This window comes from Enterococcus sp. AZ179, assembly GCF_050498885.1.
GTDB classification, from domain to species: Bacteria; Bacillota; Bacilli; order Lactobacillales; family Enterococcaceae; genus Enterococcus_D; species Enterococcus_D entomosocium.
Map to the genome: position 1 here is coordinate 924,008 of NZ_JBMHEO010000001.1, position 17,327 is coordinate 941,334.

The window sequence follows — 17,327 nt, forward strand, 5'->3', positions numbered from 1 at the left end:
CCTCCTTTTATACTTACTCTTCCTTTATTGTACATGATATGAAAAAAAATAGACTTATGTATGCACTGTCTAAGCATACATAAGTCTCACTGTTTAAGACAGCACCAGAAATTTCTTTCAGGATGGTGATACTGCCGCAGATAAAATCCGCCAATTACTCCCTCATGTTCATATCAATAACCTACATTATACAAAAACTTTTCGGGTCTGGCAATTTTATTTTCGCTGAAATTCAACAAAGAATTTCTCTTAAAAATCAAGCGATGACCGAGCCGTTTGGCATGCCTTTTGGCGCTTCCACGATTTGCAGACGACCATCATTGTCTTCTGCAGAAAGGATCATTCCTTGGCTGACTTGCCCCCGCATTTTCCGTGGTTTCAAGTTGGCAACGATCACGACTTTTTTGCCGATCAAATCTTGTGGTTCTGGATAAAATTCAGCAATCCCCGATAAAATTTGACGATCTTGATCATCTCCCGCAGCTAAGCGGAATTGTAGCAGCTTGTCGGCCCCTTTGACTTTTTGACAATCAACGACTTCTGCCACTTTTAATTCGATCTTGTCGAAGTCTTCGTATTTGATCTCGGCTTTGTCTGATTGCAATGTGGTTTCTTCTGGATTCCATTTGACTGTTTCTTCTGGACTTTGTGTCCCTTCAGCCATTTTCTTTTGGATGTAGGCTACTTCTGTTTCAAGTTCCAACCGAGGGAAAATCGGTGTGCCTTTGGCAACGACTTTCGTGCCACTTGGAAATTCACCAAAGCGTAAATCTTTCAGATCCATGGCAACAGAAGCCAGTCCTAATTGTTGGAAAATGTTGGCTGGTGTTTCTGTCATCACCGGTTGCAATAAGATCGCAACGATGCGTAAGCTTTCCGCCAAATGAACCATCACACTGTTTAATTCCGCGCGCTTTTCTTCTTCTTTGGCTAACACCCATGGTTGGGTTTCGTCAATGTATTTGTTGGCACGGGAAATCAATGTCCAAACTTCTGACAATGCAGTACTGAATTCCATTTTATCCATGGCTTCATGGTAACGACCAACCACATTGGCCGCAGTCGTTGACAGCTCGCTATCAAAAGGCGTTACTTTTGAGGCATAATCGGGCACTAAGCCATCACAATATTTATTGATCATGGCGATCGTCCGATTCAGCAGGTTGCCTAAGTCGTTGGCTAGATCGTAGTTCAAACGAGAAACGAAATCTTCTGGTGTAAACACACCATCGCTACCAAAAGGAACCGCCCGTAATAGATAGTAACGCAACGCATCTAAGCTGTAGCGCTCCACTAACATTTCTGGATAAACGACATTGCCTTTTGATTTCGACATCTTGCCGTCTTTCATCATCAACCAGCCATGACCAAAGATTTTTTTCGGTAAGGGCAAGTCTAAGGCCATCAGCATGATTGGCCAATAGATCGTATGGAAACGCACGATTTCTTTCCCAACCATATGCACGTCAGCTGGCCAGTATTTTTGGAACAAGGAATCGTCCTCTGAGCCATAGCCTAATGCCGTAATATAGTTAGATAACGCATCGATCCAAACATACACCACGTGTTCAGGACTAGCCGTGACAGGAATGCCCCATTTAAAGGTCGTTCTGGAAACAGCCAGGTCTTCTAAACCTGGTTTGATGAAGTTATTCAGCATTTCATTTTTGCGTGATTCTGGTTGAATGAACTCTGGATGTTCATCATAGTATTGAACCAAACGATCGGCGTATTTGCTCATGCGGAAGAAATAAGAAGATTCCTTCACCAATTCTACCTCATGACCGCTTGGCGCTTTGCCGCCGATGACTTTGCCCTCTTCATCTCGGTAAACTTCTGCTAATTGCGTTTCAGTAAAGTATTCTTCATCAGAAACAGAATACCAGCCTTCATATTCACCAAGATAGATATCTCCTTGATCAAGCAATTGCTGGAAGATTTTTTGAACGGCTGTTTTATGGTAGTCATCCGTTGTACGGATAAATTTGTCATAACTGATGTCTAGTGTGTTCCATAATTTCTTGACGTCAGCTGCCATTTTGTCGACGTATTCTTGCGGATCTACGCCAAGTTCTTCTGCTTTTTTCTCGATTTTTTGACCGTGCTCATCGACACCCGTTAAATAAAAGACATCAAAGCCCATCAATCGTTTGTATCGTGCTACCGCATCACAAGCGATCGTCGTGTAAGAATTCCCGATATGCAGCTTGCCGCTTGGATAATAAATTGGCGTCGTAATATAGAATGTTTCTTTTTCAGCCATGGACGCAAGTCCTCCTTTTCACTAGTAAAGTGTATACTTAGGTAGTATACAGTTCGCAACCCAAAAATGCTATAAATTTAATCAAAAAAGCGGACATAATAAGACCTTTCTTCATGCTCTAAAAGAAGCAAAGGAATCGTTTTCGTCCTTAAAACGCAGCAAATAAACCAGCAGATTTGAGTATTTCTTTTCTACTAATTATCATAGCGCAGATAGCCGTTCACTTCAATGTTCTAGGGGAAGAATCTGATCCTGACAACGAATCTCATAAGAAATAAAGGTGTTTTATCTCTCTTTGATTAACAGGTACTTCTTTTGCTATAATGAGGAAGACTTCTCTTATAGAAAGGAACGCTATGACTCGAAAAAACAAACAGCATTTTTTGCTTTTAACCGCGCTTTCTGTGGGGCACTTGCTCTTTTCAACCACAGGTTACCCCTTTTTGTTTGCTTACTTCAACAGCCATGATTACGCGGCGCTTTTTGCGACAGCGCTGGCAATCCTACGGGTAGCTTTTCTGCTATGGATCGCTCTTTGGGGCTATTTAGCACTCAAAGAACACCCTCGGTCTTCTTGGCTTTATCTCGCACTGTTTTTCATTAATTTGATCGTTCCTTATTTTTTCCGTTAAGGAAAACCATCGCGCTCAGTTACTTACTTTATCTAAGGCAGGAGAAACCAATGAAAGAATTTACCTCAAAATCAGCTGAAAAACACTACTATGAGAAAGAAGCTTCTGAAGCAGACTTTCTTACGTGGTATCAGGCACAAGATCAGCCGAAATACGAGAAACCCTCCGTAACCGTCGATATGGTGTTGATGTGTTACAACAAAGAAGAAGAACAACTCAAAATTGCGCTGATCCAAAGAAAAGGCCATCCCTTCCGCAATTCTTGGGCATTGCCGGGGGGCTTCGTCAATCCGAATGAATCGACAGGCCAAAGTGTGATCCGTGAAACCCAAGAAGAGATCGGGGTCACCATCTCCAAACAAAACATCGAACAGCTGCACACCTTCAGCACCCCTGGTCGTGATCCGCGTGGGTGGGTAATCACCGTCAGCTATTTGGCATTTATTGGTGAAGAGCCCTTAAGTGCTGGGGACGATGCGAATCAGGTACGCTGGTTTTCTCTGGAAAGAAAAGCCAATCAAATCTATTTGACCAGCGGTGAGATCGAGATCATTCTTGACCTGGTGACTGGTGCCTCTGTTGGAAAAGATACGCTGGCTTTTGACCACAGCGCGATCATTCTCAAAGCCTTCAAACGGGTTGCCAACAAGATGGAACACGAGCCGCAAGTGCTTCTTGTGTTAGGCAAAGATTTTACGATCACGGAAGCCCGCAAAGTATTCGCCAAGTTTTTAGGGATCGATTTTAAAATGATCGATCATTCCAACTTTAAAAAATCCATGCTTCAATATTTTACGGAGGTCGGCGAAAAGCCCGTTGGCATCGGGCGTCCCTCAAAGATCTATCGCTTAAATGACGCATTTTTAGGTGATAAAATGTAAAAAAATACAACCCCCTGCTAAACTGTAGTTTGGCAGGGGGTTGCTGGTTAATCATAATTAGTGAACGTGGTTCCTAGAAACAAAAATCATAAAGATTTTTTCTATACCCTAGGCGATCCCTGGCGTTCCTTCCAGTTCAAGCAGATCAGCTGCTCATTTCGCCTGAGAGCCGTTCCAGCTTCTGTTGGTCCTGCGTGTCCAACGTGACAAAACGCAGTTCTTTGCCGTACCACTGAGCCTTGTACTGGATTTTGCGAACAAACTGATGCCAGTCGCTGATGCTGTAATGACCGGCTTTTAGAACCGTTTCTTCAGCAATTTGTTCCAAATAGATCGTATCGTACTGTTTTACGAGATGATAACTGACTTGATCGATGAATTCCCGCTTTTGACAGCAGTGAAAACGATAGAGGCGAGCGACTTTTCCTTTTAGCTTCTGATAATTTCGTGCCTGAGTCAAAAGGATTTTTTTCCGTTTGACCGCCGTAGCTTTCACCTGAAGTTTGCGTTCTGCTCGTGTCAGCTTCTGTTTTGTTTGGATCGCATGCTCACAAGTGACCGGTACCGATTGGTTGGCTTTGATCAGCTGCTGCGGATCATAAACAACTGCGATAGACGCTTGCTGTTTCGGGAGTGGTGTGATCTCTTCCAAACAAAGAATCGAGATATAAAACTCTTCATTGTTTTTCGCTGAGATCGTTGCCGATTTGATTTTCCCTTTGATTTCCCGATGCTTTTTTACTGGAACCAGTGTTTTGAGCTTTGGCAGCTTGATTTGATCCTCTTCAAAGTAAATGGTGTGCTGCTGATTATTCGTAGTATACGATTGCCAAATACTTTTTTTGGTTTTCATTTTTGGAAAGCCAGCCCGCTTTTGAAAGTAATTTCGAAACGCTCGGTCCAGATTCCTTTGTGCATTCGCCAATGCCAAACTATCGGTCTCCTTCAAAAAAGGATACTCCTTTTTTAGTTTGGCTGGCGTCAACCCTTGCTTTGCTTCATTGTTGGCCAGCTCCTCCATCTTCGCCTCCAGCAGTTGATTGTACGTAAACCGAACACAGCCGAAGGTTTCGATGAAAAACTGTTTTTGCTGTCCATTAGGATAGATCCGAAATTTGTATGCTTTTAAAACACCCAGTTTCATCTCCTCCTAACACTCCCTATACCTTTGACGCTAGTTCCCCTTTTTTTGTGCTAACTTTTCTTGGTAGATCTTGGCTTCTTGTTTCGTGGCATAAACGAAATGTCCTGGTGCGATCTCTTCCATTGCTCGTTCTTGGTTATCGTTTGGTTCGCTGACGTATTTGATCCGTTTGCGTTGACGCTCATGGTCAGGATCTGGCAGCGGAATCGCTGATAAAAGACTTTCAGTATACGGATGGACCCCGTAATGATAGATTTCATCACTGGTTCCTACTTCTAGCAGTTTGCCGTTGTGCATCACGCCGATCCGATCGCTGATGTGTTTGACCATCGATAAATCATGGGCGATAAACAAGTACGTCAATTTATGTTCTTCTTGCAGATCTTGCAGCAAGTTGACAACTTGGGCTTGGATCGAAACATCCAATGCCGAGATCGGTTCATCACAAATGATGAATTTTGGATCGACGGCTAATGCTCGGGCGATTCCGATCCGCTGACGTTGTCCCCCTGAAAATTCATGAGGATAACGGGTTCCATGACTTGGGTTTAGTCCGACGGTTCGCAAGAGTTCATCCACCCGATCATTGCGTTCTTTTTCATTTTTAGCTAATCCGTTGATATCGATCCCTTCGGCAATAATGTCGCGAACTTTCATCCGTGGATTCAAGGAGGCATAAGGATCTTGGAAGACCATTTGAACTTCCCGGCGAAAATCAGCCAGCGGTTTCTTGCCTTTGATTTTCATAACATCTTGTCCATCAAAAAGAACTTCGCCTCCGGTAGGATTATTCAAACGAATCACCGTCCGTCCAGTGGTCGATTTTCCGCTTCCGGATTCACCTACTAGACCAAAGGTTTCTCCTTCATAGATTTGGAAGGAGATATCATCGACGGCTTTGACTTCGTCTTTGCGGCCAACGTTAAAATATTGTTTGAGATTCTTTACTTCAAGTAAAACTTTTTCCAACCGTTTCTCCTCCTTTAGACAGATGCCTGAGTATTTTTTTCTTGGAATTTTTTCCAGCGAATCAAGATCTCATCCGGCGGAGTTACCTTCGGTGCTTGCGGCGCTAACAGCCAAGTTGCTGCTTTGTGGGTCGGTGAAACATCAAAGAACGGCGGTTGCTGTTCTGCATCGATCTGCAAAGCAAATTCGTTTCGTGGATAAAAAGCGTCCCCGGTTGGCGGGTCCAACAGATCCGGCGGTGAACCAGGAATCGCGTACAAACGATCGCCTGTCCCTTCTAACGTTGGCATCGAACCCAACAAGCCCCAGGTGTATGGATGTTGCGGGTTGTAGAAGATTTCTTCTGCGGTGCCCACTTCGACGATTTTCCCACCATACATCACGGCTACTCGGTCAGCCACATTGGCAACGACACCCAAGTCATGGGTGATAAAGACGATGGACGAATTGATTTTCTTCTGAATATCTTTTAATAACTCTAAGATCTGTGCTTGGATCGTTACATCCAATGCAGTCGTCGGTTCATCTGCAATTAAGATCTGTGGGTAACAGATCAGCGCGATCGCAATAACGATCCGCTGCCGCTGACCACCCGAAAATTGATGCGGATAATTTTTCAAGCGTTTCTCAGCATTCGGGATGCCGACAAGGTTCAGTAATTCCAACGCTTGTCGCAAGCCCTCTTTTTTACTGATTTTGTTGTGCTTCATCAATGACTCTGCCACTTGCTTGCCAATCGGCATCGTTGGGTCTAGTGAAGTCATTGGATCTTGGAAAATCATGGCGATTTCCTTGCCACGGATTTTTTGCAGTTCTTTTTCGGATTTTTTCAAAATGTCCGTCCCATTGAAGAGGATCTGGCCATTATCGACATTGGCATTGCTGGCTAACAACCCCATGATACTGCGGGTTGTCACGGACTTGCCGCTCCCGGATTCGCCCACGATCGCCAAGGTTTCTCCTTTGTATAGATCGAAACTGACATCGCGGATTGCTTGGACTTTCCCAGCAAAGGTGTCAAAAGAAATTTCTAAGTTTTTCACTTCTAAGACTTTTTTCATAGCAATCACTCTTTCATTTTCGGATCAAAGGCATCACGCAAACCGTCTGCCAGCAAATTGAACCCAATCATAATCACAGACAAGGTCACAGCCGGTACCCACATTTGGTAAGGCAGGAACAAGAAGGTTTTGTAGCCATCGCTTAGTAGCATCCCTAAAGATGCTGAAGGTGGTTTTAATCCTAGCCCAATAAAGCTTAGGAAGGCCTCGAAGAAAATCGCCGAGGGAATACTGAACATCATTTGTACGATGATCACGCTGGAAATATTTGGTAATACGTGTTTCATCGCAATCTTGAGACGGCTTTCCCCCAGCGTTGTTGCGGCTAAAACGAATTCCTGATCTTTTAGTTTCATTGTTTGGGCCCGTACGATCCGCGCCATTGGAATCCAGTTAGTGATCGCCATTGCTGCCACGATCGAGAAGATCCCAGGTTCGAAAACTACCAGCATTAAGATCATTACCACTAAGTTGGGAATACCTGATAAGATTTCTAGGAAACGTTGCATCACATTATCGATTCGTCCACCTAAAAGACCAGAGATCAAACCATAGGTTACACCAAAGATGATATCTAGCATCGCTGCGATAAACGCAATCAATAAGGAGATACGTGTCCCTACAAATAGACGACTCAATAAGTCACGACCTAATCCATCCGTTCCTAAAAGGAAATATGTCCCGTCAGGTACATTGGCAGCTGCATACTTATCTACTAGCTCGCCTCCCACCATCGCATAGCCGTTTAAGCCATTGATGTTGATACCGGGAATTTTCGGCGGCAGATTTGTAAAGGTCACATTTTGCGCGGTCGGATCATGTGGCGAGACAAAAATGGTAATGATTGAGATCGTAATAATGATCAGCAACAAAACGATTGAGAAAACAGCGGCTTTGTTCTTTTTCAAACGACGCCACGAATCTTGGAAAAAGGTTAACGAGGGGGTTGCGATCGCTTCACGCTCTTCATTGGTATTTTTTTGTAACGGTTGAAATTTGGCTGCATCGATGGCAGCAACATCATTTGCTGTGTAAGGTTTCTCTGCCATTAGCCACGACTCCCTTCTGAAACTCGGATCCGCGGATCAACGATTCCATATAAAATATCAACAACAAGAATCACAAAGACCAACATTGCGGAATAAAGGATCGTTACCGCCATGATCGTCGGATAGTCATTGGTCATGATTGATTTTACGAACTGTTCACCGATACCCGGGATCGCAAAAATATTTTCTACGACAAGGGAACCAGTCATCAAACCGACAGCTAGCGGTCCTAACAACGTCAATAACGGAATCAAACTATTCCGCAAACCGTGCTTGAAGGCAATTTCCCAGCGGCTCAAACCTTTTGCTCGTGCCAACTCGACATAATCACTATGCAGCACTTCCACCATCTCGGTTCGAATAAACCTAGCGGAATCCGCTAACGGCGACATCGCTAAGGCGACGGTCGGTAAGATCGTGCTGGCAAAGGTCTCCCACTTGGCAATCGGCAAGATCCCTAGTTTGATGGCAAAAATATATTGCAGCAAAACGGCAAAGACAAAGTTAGGGATCGAACGCCCTAAGATCGCCACTAAGGTAGACGTTGTGTCGACCCAAGTATTTTGTTTCATTGCAGAGATCGTTCCTAAAATGATCCCAAAGAAGGTACCAAAGATGATCGCTTGTAGTCCTAGTTGCAGTGAAGGTCCGATTCTTCCTGATAATAAATTCGCTACTGGCTGGTTTTTAAATTGGAAAGAGATCCCAAAGTCACCTTTTAGTAGATTGGTCAAATAAAGCCAATATTGGGTAATGATCGGTTTGTCCAATCCTGCTTGCTCATTTAGCAAGGCAATTTGTTCTGGACTTAATTTTTCAGCATTCGTATATGGTGTTCCTGGCAAAAATTGCATCAAGAAAAAGGTGATCGTGGCAATCAGCCATAATGTTAAGACCATGTAGAACACTCGTTTCAATAAATATTTCAAAAAGCTGTTCACGCAGTTTCCCCCTTAAGTATTTTGACTTCTATTCAATAATTATGTAAATTAACATAGTACGAATCATTAAAAAGGAGTCAGATCATGAAAATAAAAAAAAGTAGTGGGCTCATACCCCTCCTATGCCTCGCAATTTCTGGCGGATGGTTAGCCATAAAAAATGAATTTTCCATAGCAGCTCTTTCAGATGCCCTTTTCTTGTGGGCGCTGTTCTTTTTGATCATTGGCGGTTTTTTATGGGTATTTGCTTCTGGTTTCTTTGACCATTTTCAATATTCCATGAAGAAAGCTTTTTCCAAAAATAAAACAGATTATCTGAAATTATCCCAAGTCGGCAAACAGAGTTACGCCTTTTGGTTATGGCCTGGTGTCTTCTTGTTATTCCTTTCATTGCTCTTTTTAATGATTGCTACTAGTTAATTTCACTCTTATATTTTTACTCATTGAAATGAGAAGCAAAAGGCTGAGACAAGAAATTGTCTCAGCCTTTTCTTCGGCATTTCAAGTCAACTACTCGTGATTATTCGATTGATGTCCACTTGTAGTCGTATTGTGCGCCCGCTGCGTGAGCAACAACACCTTTGACTTTTGTTGCACGTAAATGTGCTTCCGCTTTTTGATAAACTGGAATGACACCTTGTTCATTCATAATGATTTTTTCTGCATTGACTAAATCTTCCCAACGTTTGTCAGGGTCATTGGCATTGGTCGTACCTGCTGCTTTTACAGCTGCATCGTATTCTTCACTGCTCCATTGACCACGGTTGTATGAGTTACCTGTCGTAAACAAGTCAGTAAAGCTACTTGCATCGGCATAGTCAGCACCCCAACCGCCCATTACTGTATCAAAATCACCCGCATTTGAACGATCCAAACGAACAGAGAATGGAACTGGACTTAACGTGACTTTCACACCGTCCAATGTTTTTTCGATCGTGTCTTGCAAGTACTCAATGATTTTCTTGGTTGAGTCTGTATCAGAAGCTAAGATATCAAATTCTAATGAATCGATTCCTAATTCTTCTTTGGCTTTTTCCCAATATTCTTTTGCTTTCTCTTGATCGTAGCTAATGACGCTGCCAGCTGCTTCTGTGAAGTCTGTATGATCGCCAGGGCTGAAAGTCATGCCTTCTGGAACCAAACCACTTGAAGCAATTGAACCATCACCTAAGATCGATGTTACTAAGGCATCACGGTCGATCGCATAAGAGATTGCTTTACGCAAGTTTTCGTTACGGAAAGGTGAATCTTCATCACGTTGATTCAATTCTAAGTAAGAAGTCGTTGCTTCTGGTTGAGAAACGAATGCTTCGTCGTTAGCCATCTGTTGCGCCAGTTCACCTGTTAGGATGACATCATCTGCTTGACCATCTTGGAAAAGATTCAAGGCAGTTGAGGATTCTTTCACGACGCTTACGTTGATTGTTTGTAATTTAACAGTGTCTTTGTCCCAATACTGATCGTTCTTTTCATAAGCCCATTCTGTATCCGTTCCTGGCCCATCAAAACCAGTCAGGACAAATGGTCCATTATAAACGGCATTGTCGCTTGTTGATGCATATTGATCGCCATTTTCTTCCACTACTTTTTGATTTTGCGGGAAGAATGATGGGAATGCTAATAAGTAATCAAAGTAAGGTGTTGCTTTTTCTAGGGTGATTTCTAATTCATAATCCCCCACTGCTTTGATGCCTAGCTCTGATGGATCCGTATCGCCTGCCGTGATGGCATCCGCATTTTTGACTGGTGAAAATAGATACGCGTATTCTGATGCAGTTTCAGGTTTGACCGTCCGTTGCCAGCCATAGACATAATCCGCTGCTGTAACAGGGTCACCATTTGACCATTTCGCATCTTCACGCAATTTGATCTTGTAAGTCAGTCCATCCTCGCTGACTTCAGCTGCTTCAGCTGCACCAGCAGGTTGTGGTGTGCTGTCAGCATCCAAACGATACAGTCCTTCATATACATTGTTCAATGCACTGAAGCTGATCGTATCGGTTGCTAATGAAAGATCCGCACTTGGCATTTCTTGTGAAACCACTACGTTAAATACTTGTTCTGCGTTGCTATCGCCGCTAGTTGCTGTGTCATTGCTTGAACTATTTGTTCCGCCTGTTGTACAGCCGGCTAACACCACGCCACACACAGCTACTAAACCATAGGCCCATTTATTTTTCATCCTGTCCTACCCCTTAATTGAATTAATTTTCAGAATAATCATTCGATTTCTGAAGTTAGATAAGATTTTAATTAATAATTATTAAAAAAGCAATCCCTTTTTCGATAAAAAACACCTTTGGAAGAAAGTTTTCTTGGTATTTACTTACCTTACTCTCATCAAACATTCGTTAAATGCTATTTTTCCTTTCTTTACTTATAAGAAATAAAGCGAAAAAAATAATAAAAAAACATGGTTAAATGTAACTTACATTCATTTTCTGTCTGCTTTTTTCATTTCAGTCATCAAAATGAGAAATGTCTGATAGAAAAGTAAACATGCAGAAAACAAGGATGATTTCTTATCAAATTCAGACAAAAAAGACCTGATCGCATGCTTACTGATCAGGTCTTTTCATTTTAAGAACTTTTGTTTTGTCCTCGAAAGGATGTCCTTCAATGATTAATGGATCGCGCCGCCAATCGCTTTTAAATCTTCTTTGTCGGCATAATCAACGATAGCTTCCACTGCTGCAGTTAATCCTTTGGCGATGTCTTCGATGCTCATTGCAGGCTGTCCTGCTTTATCGACGACTTGCTGAGGAATAAATGGCACGTGAATAAAACCGCCTTTCATTTCAGGGTATTTTGTATCGATCATGTATTGTACTTGATACATGATGTGGTTGCAGACGAAGGTTCCAGCAGTATTAGAAACGGCTGCAGGTATTCCTGCTTTTTTCATATTTTCTACCATTGCTTTGATTGGCAGTTGTGTGAAGTAGGCAGGCTTTCCTTCTGTTTGGATCGCTTCATCGACGGGTTGATTGCCTTCATTATCAGGAATCCGGGCATCATCCACATTGATTGCCACTCGTTCTGGTGAGATGGCAAACCGGCCGCCCGCTTGACCGATGTTTAAGACGACATCTGGGTGGACCTCTTCAATTTTCTCTTCGACGATCGCCGCTGATTTCCCAAATACAGTGGGGATCTCTGCTTTCACGATCTGTGCACCATGAATTGTATCTGGCAGTAATTTCACTGCTTCTAAGGCAGGATTGATTGCTTCTCCGCCAAATGGATCAAATCCGGTAATTAATAGTTTCATTTCCATCATCCTTCCATCTCTGTTTTACCACTAAAATGCCCAAAAGTACATTAAAGCGATGTGGATCACTAACAATAATAAAGCAATTGGGGCTTGTGCTTTAATGACACCATTAGGGTCTTTCATCTCTAACAAAGCCACTGGCAGTGCATTGAAATTGGCTGCCATCGGGGTCAGCAACGTGCCGCAAAAACCAGCGGTCATTGCTAAAGCGCCAGCAACAACTGGATCGCCGCCTTGCGCCATTACGAAAGGTACGCCAATACCGGCAGTTATAACGGTAAATGCTGCAAAGCCATTTCCCATGATCATAGTAAAGATCATCATTCCTAAACAGTAAGCCACGACACCGATAAAACGATTGCCTTCTGGCACGACGCCAGAGATTCCTTGAGAAATCACATCACCAACACCAGCAGCGTTAAAAATGACACCTAGTGCTGCTAATAACTGCGGCAAGATACCGGCAGTTCCGACTTGGCGAAGCATCCGGTCGGAATCGTCTAACACTGTTTTTGGTTTAGCGGAAGTTAGCACGACTGCCAACAAGAGTGCTAAGATCGACGCGATCCCGATCCCCACTTGGCCCCCTAATGGTGTATAAGAAATCACCACAGCGATCAATGCCAAGCTGATACATGGTACGAAGATCGTACTACCGATCCGTTTTGCTGACGCTTCGGCTTTTTCATCATCAACGTCGACGATTTTACCGATCTGTACTTGTTTGAAGAAGGTCAAACAGCCCATCAAAACGATCAAAATTCCGTCCACAAGATACGGCAAAAAATTTCCGAAAGCAAAGACGACCCCTAGCAGTAACCAAAAGGCAGAGGTGCCTAATCGTGTAGGATGGTCTGCTTCACGAAAAACCCGGACAGCCGTCATGATCGACAGCAGCCCAATCAAGATATAAAAGAATTCTAGTAATCCGTTAACGATTCCTTCCATCTATTTCTCCTCCTTCTTGCCATATTTTTTTGCTAATTTGCGATCAAAGAGCAAGTTCGATAACGTGGCAATAACTAAGACGATCAATGCGATCGGCAATGATGCTTGAGCGATCGAACTAGCTGCCACATCATATCCAAGTGATTGCAACGTTCCTACGATCAACAGCACACCAGAAGCAGCCACGAAGGTATTTTGGGCAAAGAAATTCCCGAAATTTTCATTAGCGGCAGCCCGAGCTTTGATTTTTTCCTGATCTTTTTCATCCATTTCCCCAAATTTATTTTCCCCAGCAGCTTGCGCCATCGGGTTAACGATTGGGCGGATAAATTGCGTATGTCCTTGGATCCGAATAGAGAAAAAGCCAGCAAGTTCCCGAATAAATAAGTACAAACTCAAAAACTTCCCTGGTGTCAAGCCTTTGATTTTTTCAATCAATATGACGGCCTGCTGTTTCAAGCCAAAACGTTCCGACAAGCCGACCATTGGTAATGTCAACAAGAACAGTGTAACGAGTCGATTATTGACAAACGCTTCTCCTAACATTGTTAAAAAATCAACAACAGAAATTCCCGATACAAGCGCGGTGACAAAACCAGCAACGATTACGACAGCAATAGTATCTAGCTTCAGCAAAAAGCCGACTAAAATAACTAGAATACCAATTAATTTAATCCATTCCATCAAATCATCCTTTCACAGTAAGTTATTTTTAATGAATACCAGCTTTTAGTATAATCTATTTTTTTCTTGTAAAACAATGTTTTTTGAATTTCCTTTACAGGAATACGCTTTCTTTAAGACGTTTTTTAATTGCTTAGATAATAAAAAACCAAAAGAAGAACTGCGCTTGTGCAGTCCTTCTTTTGGTTTTTTGTGTTTAAGAAGCAGAAGCTTCTTTTTTCATTTGTTTGCTTCGCAGCTGTCCACATGCTGCGTCGATATCTGTCCCATGTTCTTTACGAATCACACAGTTGATGCCGTTTTTCTTTAAAATGTCATAAAAAGCTAACACATCGGCTTTTTTACTTCGAGCATATTGGTCATGCTCACTCACTGGGTTATAAGGAATCAAGTTGACGTAAGACAATTTCTTTTTATCCTTCAATAATGCTGCCAACTGACGGGCATGTTCCGGTCGGTCGTTGACATGATCCAGCATGATATACTCAAACGTGATGCGACGATTGGTTTTTTCTAAATAATAATCGACCGCTGCCATCAGTTTTTCAATCGGGAAGCTCCGATTGATCCGCATCATGGAGGTTCTGACTTCATTATTTGGGGCATGCAGCGAAATCGCTAGGTTCACTTGCAAGCCGTTCTCCGCAAACTCTTTGATTTTATGCGCCAAGCCGCTGGTTGACACGGTAATATGCCGCGCACCGATCGCTAAACCTTTTGGGTCGTTAATAATCTGCAAGAAATGCATCACATTGTCATAGTTATCAAAGGGTTCGCCGATCCCCATGACGACTACGTGAGAGACTCGTTCTCCCTCGTTGCGTTCATCAAAATAGTGTTGTACTAACATGATTTGAGCCACGATCTCGCCTGCTGTTAAATCCCGCTGTTTCTTTAATAACCCACTGGCACAAAAGGTACAGCCGATGTTGCAACCGACTTGGGTCGTCACACAAACCGACATGCCATACTCTTGACGCATCAAGACCGTTTCAATCATGTGATTGTCGGGCAATTGAAATAAATACTTGACGGTCCCATCACTGGCTTCTTGTACCACCATCTGCTTCAGGGGATTGATCACAAAGGCTGCCGTCAGTTTCTCAATCAAAGGTTTCGGTAAATTGGTCATTTCTTCAAAGCTGGTTACTCGTTTTTCATAGAGCCACTCCCACACTTGGTTGGCTCGAAATTTCTTTTCGTTTTGTTCAGTTATCCACAAAGATAGATCTGATTTGGTAAGTCCATAAATCGATGGGTTCACTTTTTTCCCTCTTTTCAAACTAGTCGCTACATACTATAACTGAATTCTTTGTGAAAAGCAACCGTACCTTGGTTGTTTGTCAAAGCAAAACCGTTGCTCTACTGCGCTGGTTGATCATTTTTTCGATGCTCAATGTTCCCATCCATCACGCCATCTTACTTGAAATAGCTCTCACAAACATTTTAGTCATAAAAAACAAGCAGTGAATGAACCAACTCCTGTGAAATAAATGGAGCAGCTCTTTCCTGCTTGTTTGCTTTTCCTTGAAGAGATACTCTCTCATGGGCACTGCTTTCTTCACATGATCACCCTTCAAAAGAAAGGACTCGGCCTTCTTTGGCGGTCAACATCCCCCGTTGCGGTGGCTGTAGCTGTAAATAAAGCTGGAGTGACATTTCTAATATCAGTTCTTTGTCTCCTTGTTGAAAAACGCCGTAATAATGGGTCTGTTCCCGTTTCTCTTCATATGTATGACTGACAAGGTAATACCCTTGTTCCATGGTTTCGTTGCGCTTTTTGGTTTCTGAAAGAAAACGGCGAATATGTTTATAAGTAAAGAGAATCAATAAAATGACAACTACTATTAATACTACATACCCCATTGCTTGTTTTACACCTCGATCGTTGATGTAGCAAAGGTCGGCTCCACACCAATACTGATCATCAAAGCAGCATCGACTTCACACATCACTTTATCGTCTAAATGACAAACTTTTTCTTTCAACCGACTTTTGTCGATCGTGCGGATCTGTTCCATCAAAATGACGGAGTCTTTGCCAATCCCTGTGCAAGAAGCGGAAATCCCAATGTGGGTTGGTAATTTCGGCTTCGCCATTTTTGCCGTGATCGCCGCAATGATCACGGTGGGACTGAAGTGATTGCCCAAGTCATTTTGAATGATCAAGACCGGTCGTATTCCGCCTTGCTCCGATCCAACGACTGGTGAAAGATCGGCAAAATAAATATCTCCCCTTTTTACCATAGGACCACCCTAACTTTTATATTCTCGCGGAACCCTTGCTGAGAGGGTGCACGCTACTTCATAGTGAATCGTTTCTAACTGGTCTGCAACATCCTGCATCGTAATTCGTTTCCCATGATTCTCACCAATCAACGTGACCGTTGTACCGACAGCAAAGGCTCGCGGCAAACGAATCATCAGTTGATCCATACACACCCGACCGACGATTTCACAAGGTTCACCTTCTACTAAGAGTGAGAAGCCTTGCATTTTTCGTAACCAGCCATCCGCATAACCGATAGGCACAGTGCCGATCCATTCCTGATGGGGCGTGATATATGTCTCACCATAGCCAATCCCCGCTCCTTTTTCAAGTAATTTCACTTGGATCAGTTCAGAAACAAGTGAAAGGGCTGGTTTTAAGGAAAATGGTTCCTTCAATGCATGACCTGACGGATTCAATCCATACATCGCGATCCCAAAACGGACCATATTCCCAACGGCCTCTTTGTGCCACAAGGAGGTCGCGCTATTGCCTGTATGTATATATGTCGGCAAATAAGGCAAAACAGTTAAGACTTCTTTAAACCGCTGGTGCTGTGTTTCCCAATAAGTTGTATCAGCTTGATCGGCTGTGGAGAAATGGGTAAAGATTCCTTCCCAATCAAATGTGGGATGAGTTTCCAACCAAAGAACGGCTTGAAGCACTTCTTCTGGGGTCAAAAAACCGATTCTCCCCATGCCGGTATCCACTTTGACATGTACTTTAAGCGGTGTCTTTATAGGATTCTCTTCCAAATAAGTACCGGCTTCTACCAACCAGTCCATCGAAGCGACTGGAAAAGAAAAATCGTATTCTGCAAGTAAGGGAATATCTTGCACGTTCACAACCCCTAAAATCAGCAGCGGGTCAGTGATTCCTGCTTCTCGCAATTCGATTGCCTCATCGATCGTCGCAACGCAAAAACCGGCTGCACCGCCTTCTTTGGCTGCTTGAGCAGTTTGTACCGCTCCGTGCCCGTACCCATTAGCTTTTACCACCGCAAAAAGAAACGTCTCGCTTGGTAAGTGAGCAATCTCATTTTTGATGTTTTCGGTAATCGCGGTCGTATCAATAATCGCTTTCGTTGGTCTATGGTAAGCAACCACCATTTCCAGTTCCTTCTTTCTACTAATGCTTGATCAGACAAACAAATTAAGTTGGTTTTATGTAGTCGGCTGTTCGTCCATAAAGTATCGTAGTTTTTTCACCAAGT

The 17,327-nt window shown here is 43.0% G+C and carries 17 protein-coding genes; 3 read left to right on the forward strand and 14 right to left on the reverse strand.

Annotated features, from left to right (window positions below; translation table 11 throughout):
• Positions 1 to 256 precede the first annotated feature (256 nt).
• Positions 257 to 2,263, reverse strand: a complete 2,007-nt coding sequence (gene metG, locus IGI88_RS04355) for a methionine--tRNA ligase (RefSeq protein ID WP_005233704.1) — start codon at positions 2,261 to 2,263, stop codon at positions 257 to 259.
• A 356-nt stretch (positions 2,264 to 2,619) separates the two neighbouring features.
• Between metG and IGI88_RS04360 the strand changes: the two genes are divergently transcribed.
• On the forward strand, positions 2,620 to 2,895 hold the full coding sequence (locus tag IGI88_RS04360) for a hypothetical protein (protein ID WP_034872151.1): 276 nt from the start codon (positions 2,620 to 2,622) through the stop codon (positions 2,893 to 2,895).
• 50 nt (positions 2,896 to 2,945) lie between these two features.
• Positions 2,946 to 3,776 (forward strand): NUDIX domain-containing protein, encoded by an 831-nt coding sequence (locus IGI88_RS04365; protein ID WP_005233702.1) that lies wholly within the window; start codon positions 2,946 to 2,948, stop codon positions 3,774 to 3,776.
• Between the two features lie 145 nt (positions 3,777 to 3,921).
• Here the strand turns inward: IGI88_RS04365 and IGI88_RS04370 are convergent, their stop codons facing one another.
• The 5 genes from IGI88_RS04370 to opp3b are packed head-to-tail and all read right to left on the reverse strand — an operon-like array spanning position 3,922 to position 8,940.
• Positions 3,922 to 4,920 (reverse strand): RNA-guided endonuclease TnpB family protein, encoded by a 999-nt coding sequence (locus IGI88_RS04370; protein WP_008379437.1) that lies wholly within the window; start codon positions 4,918 to 4,920, stop codon positions 3,922 to 3,924.
• 30 nt (positions 4,921 to 4,950) lie between these two features.
• A complete protein-coding gene (locus IGI88_RS04375) occupies positions 4,951 to 5,889 on the reverse strand; it encodes an ABC transporter ATP-binding protein (protein ID WP_005233685.1) in 939 nt (312 codons plus the stop codon).
• 14 nt (positions 5,890 to 5,903) lie between these two features.
• On the reverse strand, positions 5,904 to 6,956 hold the full coding sequence (locus tag IGI88_RS04380; RefSeq protein ID WP_216593164.1) for an ABC transporter ATP-binding protein: 1,053 nt from the start codon (positions 6,954 to 6,956) through the stop codon (positions 5,904 to 5,906).
• On the reverse strand, positions 6,956 to 7,999 hold the full coding sequence (locus IGI88_RS04385) for an ABC transporter permease (protein ID WP_005233683.1): 1,044 nt from the start codon (positions 7,997 to 7,999) through the stop codon (positions 6,956 to 6,958). Before IGI88_RS04385 ends, IGI88_RS04380 begins: the two co-directional genes overlap by 1 nt.
• Positions 7,999 to 8,940, reverse strand: a complete 942-nt coding sequence (opp3b, locus tag IGI88_RS04390) for an oligopeptide ABC transporter permease (RefSeq protein ID WP_005233681.1) — start codon at positions 8,938 to 8,940, stop codon at positions 7,999 to 8,001. Before opp3b ends, IGI88_RS04385 begins: the two co-directional genes overlap by 1 nt.
• Before the next feature lie 84 nt (positions 8,941 to 9,024).
• Here opp3b and IGI88_RS04395 point away from each other — a divergent pair, with 84 nt between their 5' ends.
• A complete protein-coding gene (locus IGI88_RS04395) occupies positions 9,025 to 9,360 on the forward strand; it encodes a DUF3899 domain-containing protein (protein ID WP_005227990.1) in 336 nt (111 codons plus the stop codon).
• 100 nt (positions 9,361 to 9,460) lie between these two features.
• Here the strand turns inward: IGI88_RS04395 and IGI88_RS04400 are convergent, their stop codons facing one another.
• From IGI88_RS04400 to alr, 8 genes are all read right to left on the reverse strand, one after another.
• Positions 9,461 to 11,122 carry a peptide ABC transporter substrate-binding protein gene (locus tag IGI88_RS04400; RefSeq protein ID WP_005233679.1) on the reverse strand — a complete coding sequence of 554 codons (1,662 nt, stop codon included), beginning with the start codon at positions 11,120 to 11,122 and terminating at the stop codon, positions 9,461 to 9,463.
• Positions 11,123 to 11,563: 441 nt separating this feature from the next.
• Positions 11,564 to 12,211 (reverse strand): pyroglutamyl-peptidase I, encoded by a 648-nt coding sequence (gene pcp, locus IGI88_RS04405; protein WP_008379428.1) that lies wholly within the window; start codon positions 12,209 to 12,211, stop codon positions 11,564 to 11,566.
• Between the two features lie 30 nt (positions 12,212 to 12,241).
• Positions 12,242 to 13,162 (reverse strand): DUF979 domain-containing protein, encoded by a 921-nt coding sequence (locus tag IGI88_RS04410; protein WP_005233677.1) that lies wholly within the window; start codon positions 13,160 to 13,162, stop codon positions 12,242 to 12,244.
• Positions 13,163 to 13,846, reverse strand: a complete 684-nt coding sequence (locus IGI88_RS04415) for a DUF969 domain-containing protein (protein ID WP_144330319.1) — start codon at positions 13,844 to 13,846, stop codon at positions 13,163 to 13,165.
• Between the two features lie 196 nt (positions 13,847 to 14,042).
• Entirely contained in the window at positions 14,043 to 15,110 is a 1,068-nt protein-coding gene (gene rlmN, locus IGI88_RS04420; RefSeq protein WP_010749104.1) for a 23S rRNA (adenine(2503)-C(2))-methyltransferase RlmN, read from the reverse strand.
• A 305-nt stretch (positions 15,111 to 15,415) separates the two neighbouring features.
• Entirely contained in the window at positions 15,416 to 15,712 is a 297-nt protein-coding gene (locus IGI88_RS04425; RefSeq protein ID WP_016612926.1) for a hypothetical protein, read from the reverse strand.
• A gap of 8 nt (positions 15,713 to 15,720) precedes the next feature.
• The gene (locus IGI88_RS04430) at positions 15,721 to 16,092 is read right to left on the reverse strand and encodes a type II toxin-antitoxin system PemK/MazF family toxin (RefSeq protein ID WP_005227961.1); all 372 of its coding nucleotides are present in this window, start codon (positions 16,090 to 16,092) and stop codon (positions 15,721 to 15,723) included.
• Positions 16,093 to 16,101: 9 nt separating this feature from the next.
• Entirely contained in the window at positions 16,102 to 17,223 is a 1,122-nt protein-coding gene (gene alr, locus IGI88_RS04435; RefSeq protein ID WP_008379416.1) for an alanine racemase, read from the reverse strand.
• Between the last annotated feature and the right edge of the window lie 104 nt (positions 17,224 to 17,327).

Excerpts from the sequence above, each read along its gene's own strand:
- metG (WP_005233704.1), bottom strand. The coding sequence starts at position 2,263 with ATGGCTGAAAAAGAAACATTCTATATTACGACGCCAATTTATTATCCA.
- IGI88_RS04360 (WP_034872151.1), top strand. The coding sequence starts at position 2,620 with ATGACTCGAAAAAACAAACAGCATTTTTTGCTTTTAACCGCGCTTTCT.
- IGI88_RS04365 (WP_005233702.1), top strand. The coding sequence starts at position 2,946 with ATGAAAGAATTTACCTCAAAATCAGCTGAAAAACACTACTATGAGAAA.
- IGI88_RS04370 (WP_008379437.1), bottom strand. The coding sequence starts at position 4,920 with ATGAAACTGGGTGTTTTAAAAGCATACAAATTTCGGATCTATCCTAAT.
- IGI88_RS04385 (WP_005233683.1), bottom strand. The coding sequence starts at position 7,999 with ATGGCAGAGAAACCTTACACAGCAAATGATGTTGCTGCCATCGATGCA.
- IGI88_RS04395 (WP_005227990.1), top strand. The coding sequence starts at position 9,025 with ATGAAAATAAAAAAAAGTAGTGGGCTCATACCCCTCCTATGCCTCGCA.
- IGI88_RS04400 (WP_005233679.1), bottom strand. The coding sequence starts at position 11,122 with ATGAAAAATAAATGGGCCTATGGTTTAGTAGCTGTGTGTGGCGTGGTG.
- pcp (WP_008379428.1), bottom strand. The coding sequence starts at position 12,211 with ATGAAACTATTAATTACCGGATTTGATCCATTTGGCGGAGAAGCAATC.
- IGI88_RS04410 (WP_005233677.1), bottom strand. The coding sequence starts at position 13,162 with ATGGAAGGAATCGTTAACGGATTACTAGAATTCTTTTATATCTTGATT.
- IGI88_RS04415 (WP_144330319.1), bottom strand. The coding sequence starts at position 13,846 with ATGGAATGGATTAAATTAATTGGTATTCTAGTTATTTTAGTCGGCTTT.
- IGI88_RS04425 (WP_016612926.1), bottom strand. The coding sequence starts at position 15,712 with ATGGGGTATGTAGTATTAATAGTAGTTGTCATTTTATTGATTCTCTTT.
- IGI88_RS04430 (WP_005227961.1), bottom strand. The coding sequence starts at position 16,092 with ATGGTAAAAAGGGGAGATATTTATTTTGCCGATCTTTCACCAGTCGTT.
- alr (WP_008379416.1), bottom strand. The coding sequence starts at position 17,223 with ATGGTGGTTGCTTACCATAGACCAACGAAAGCGATTATTGATACGACC.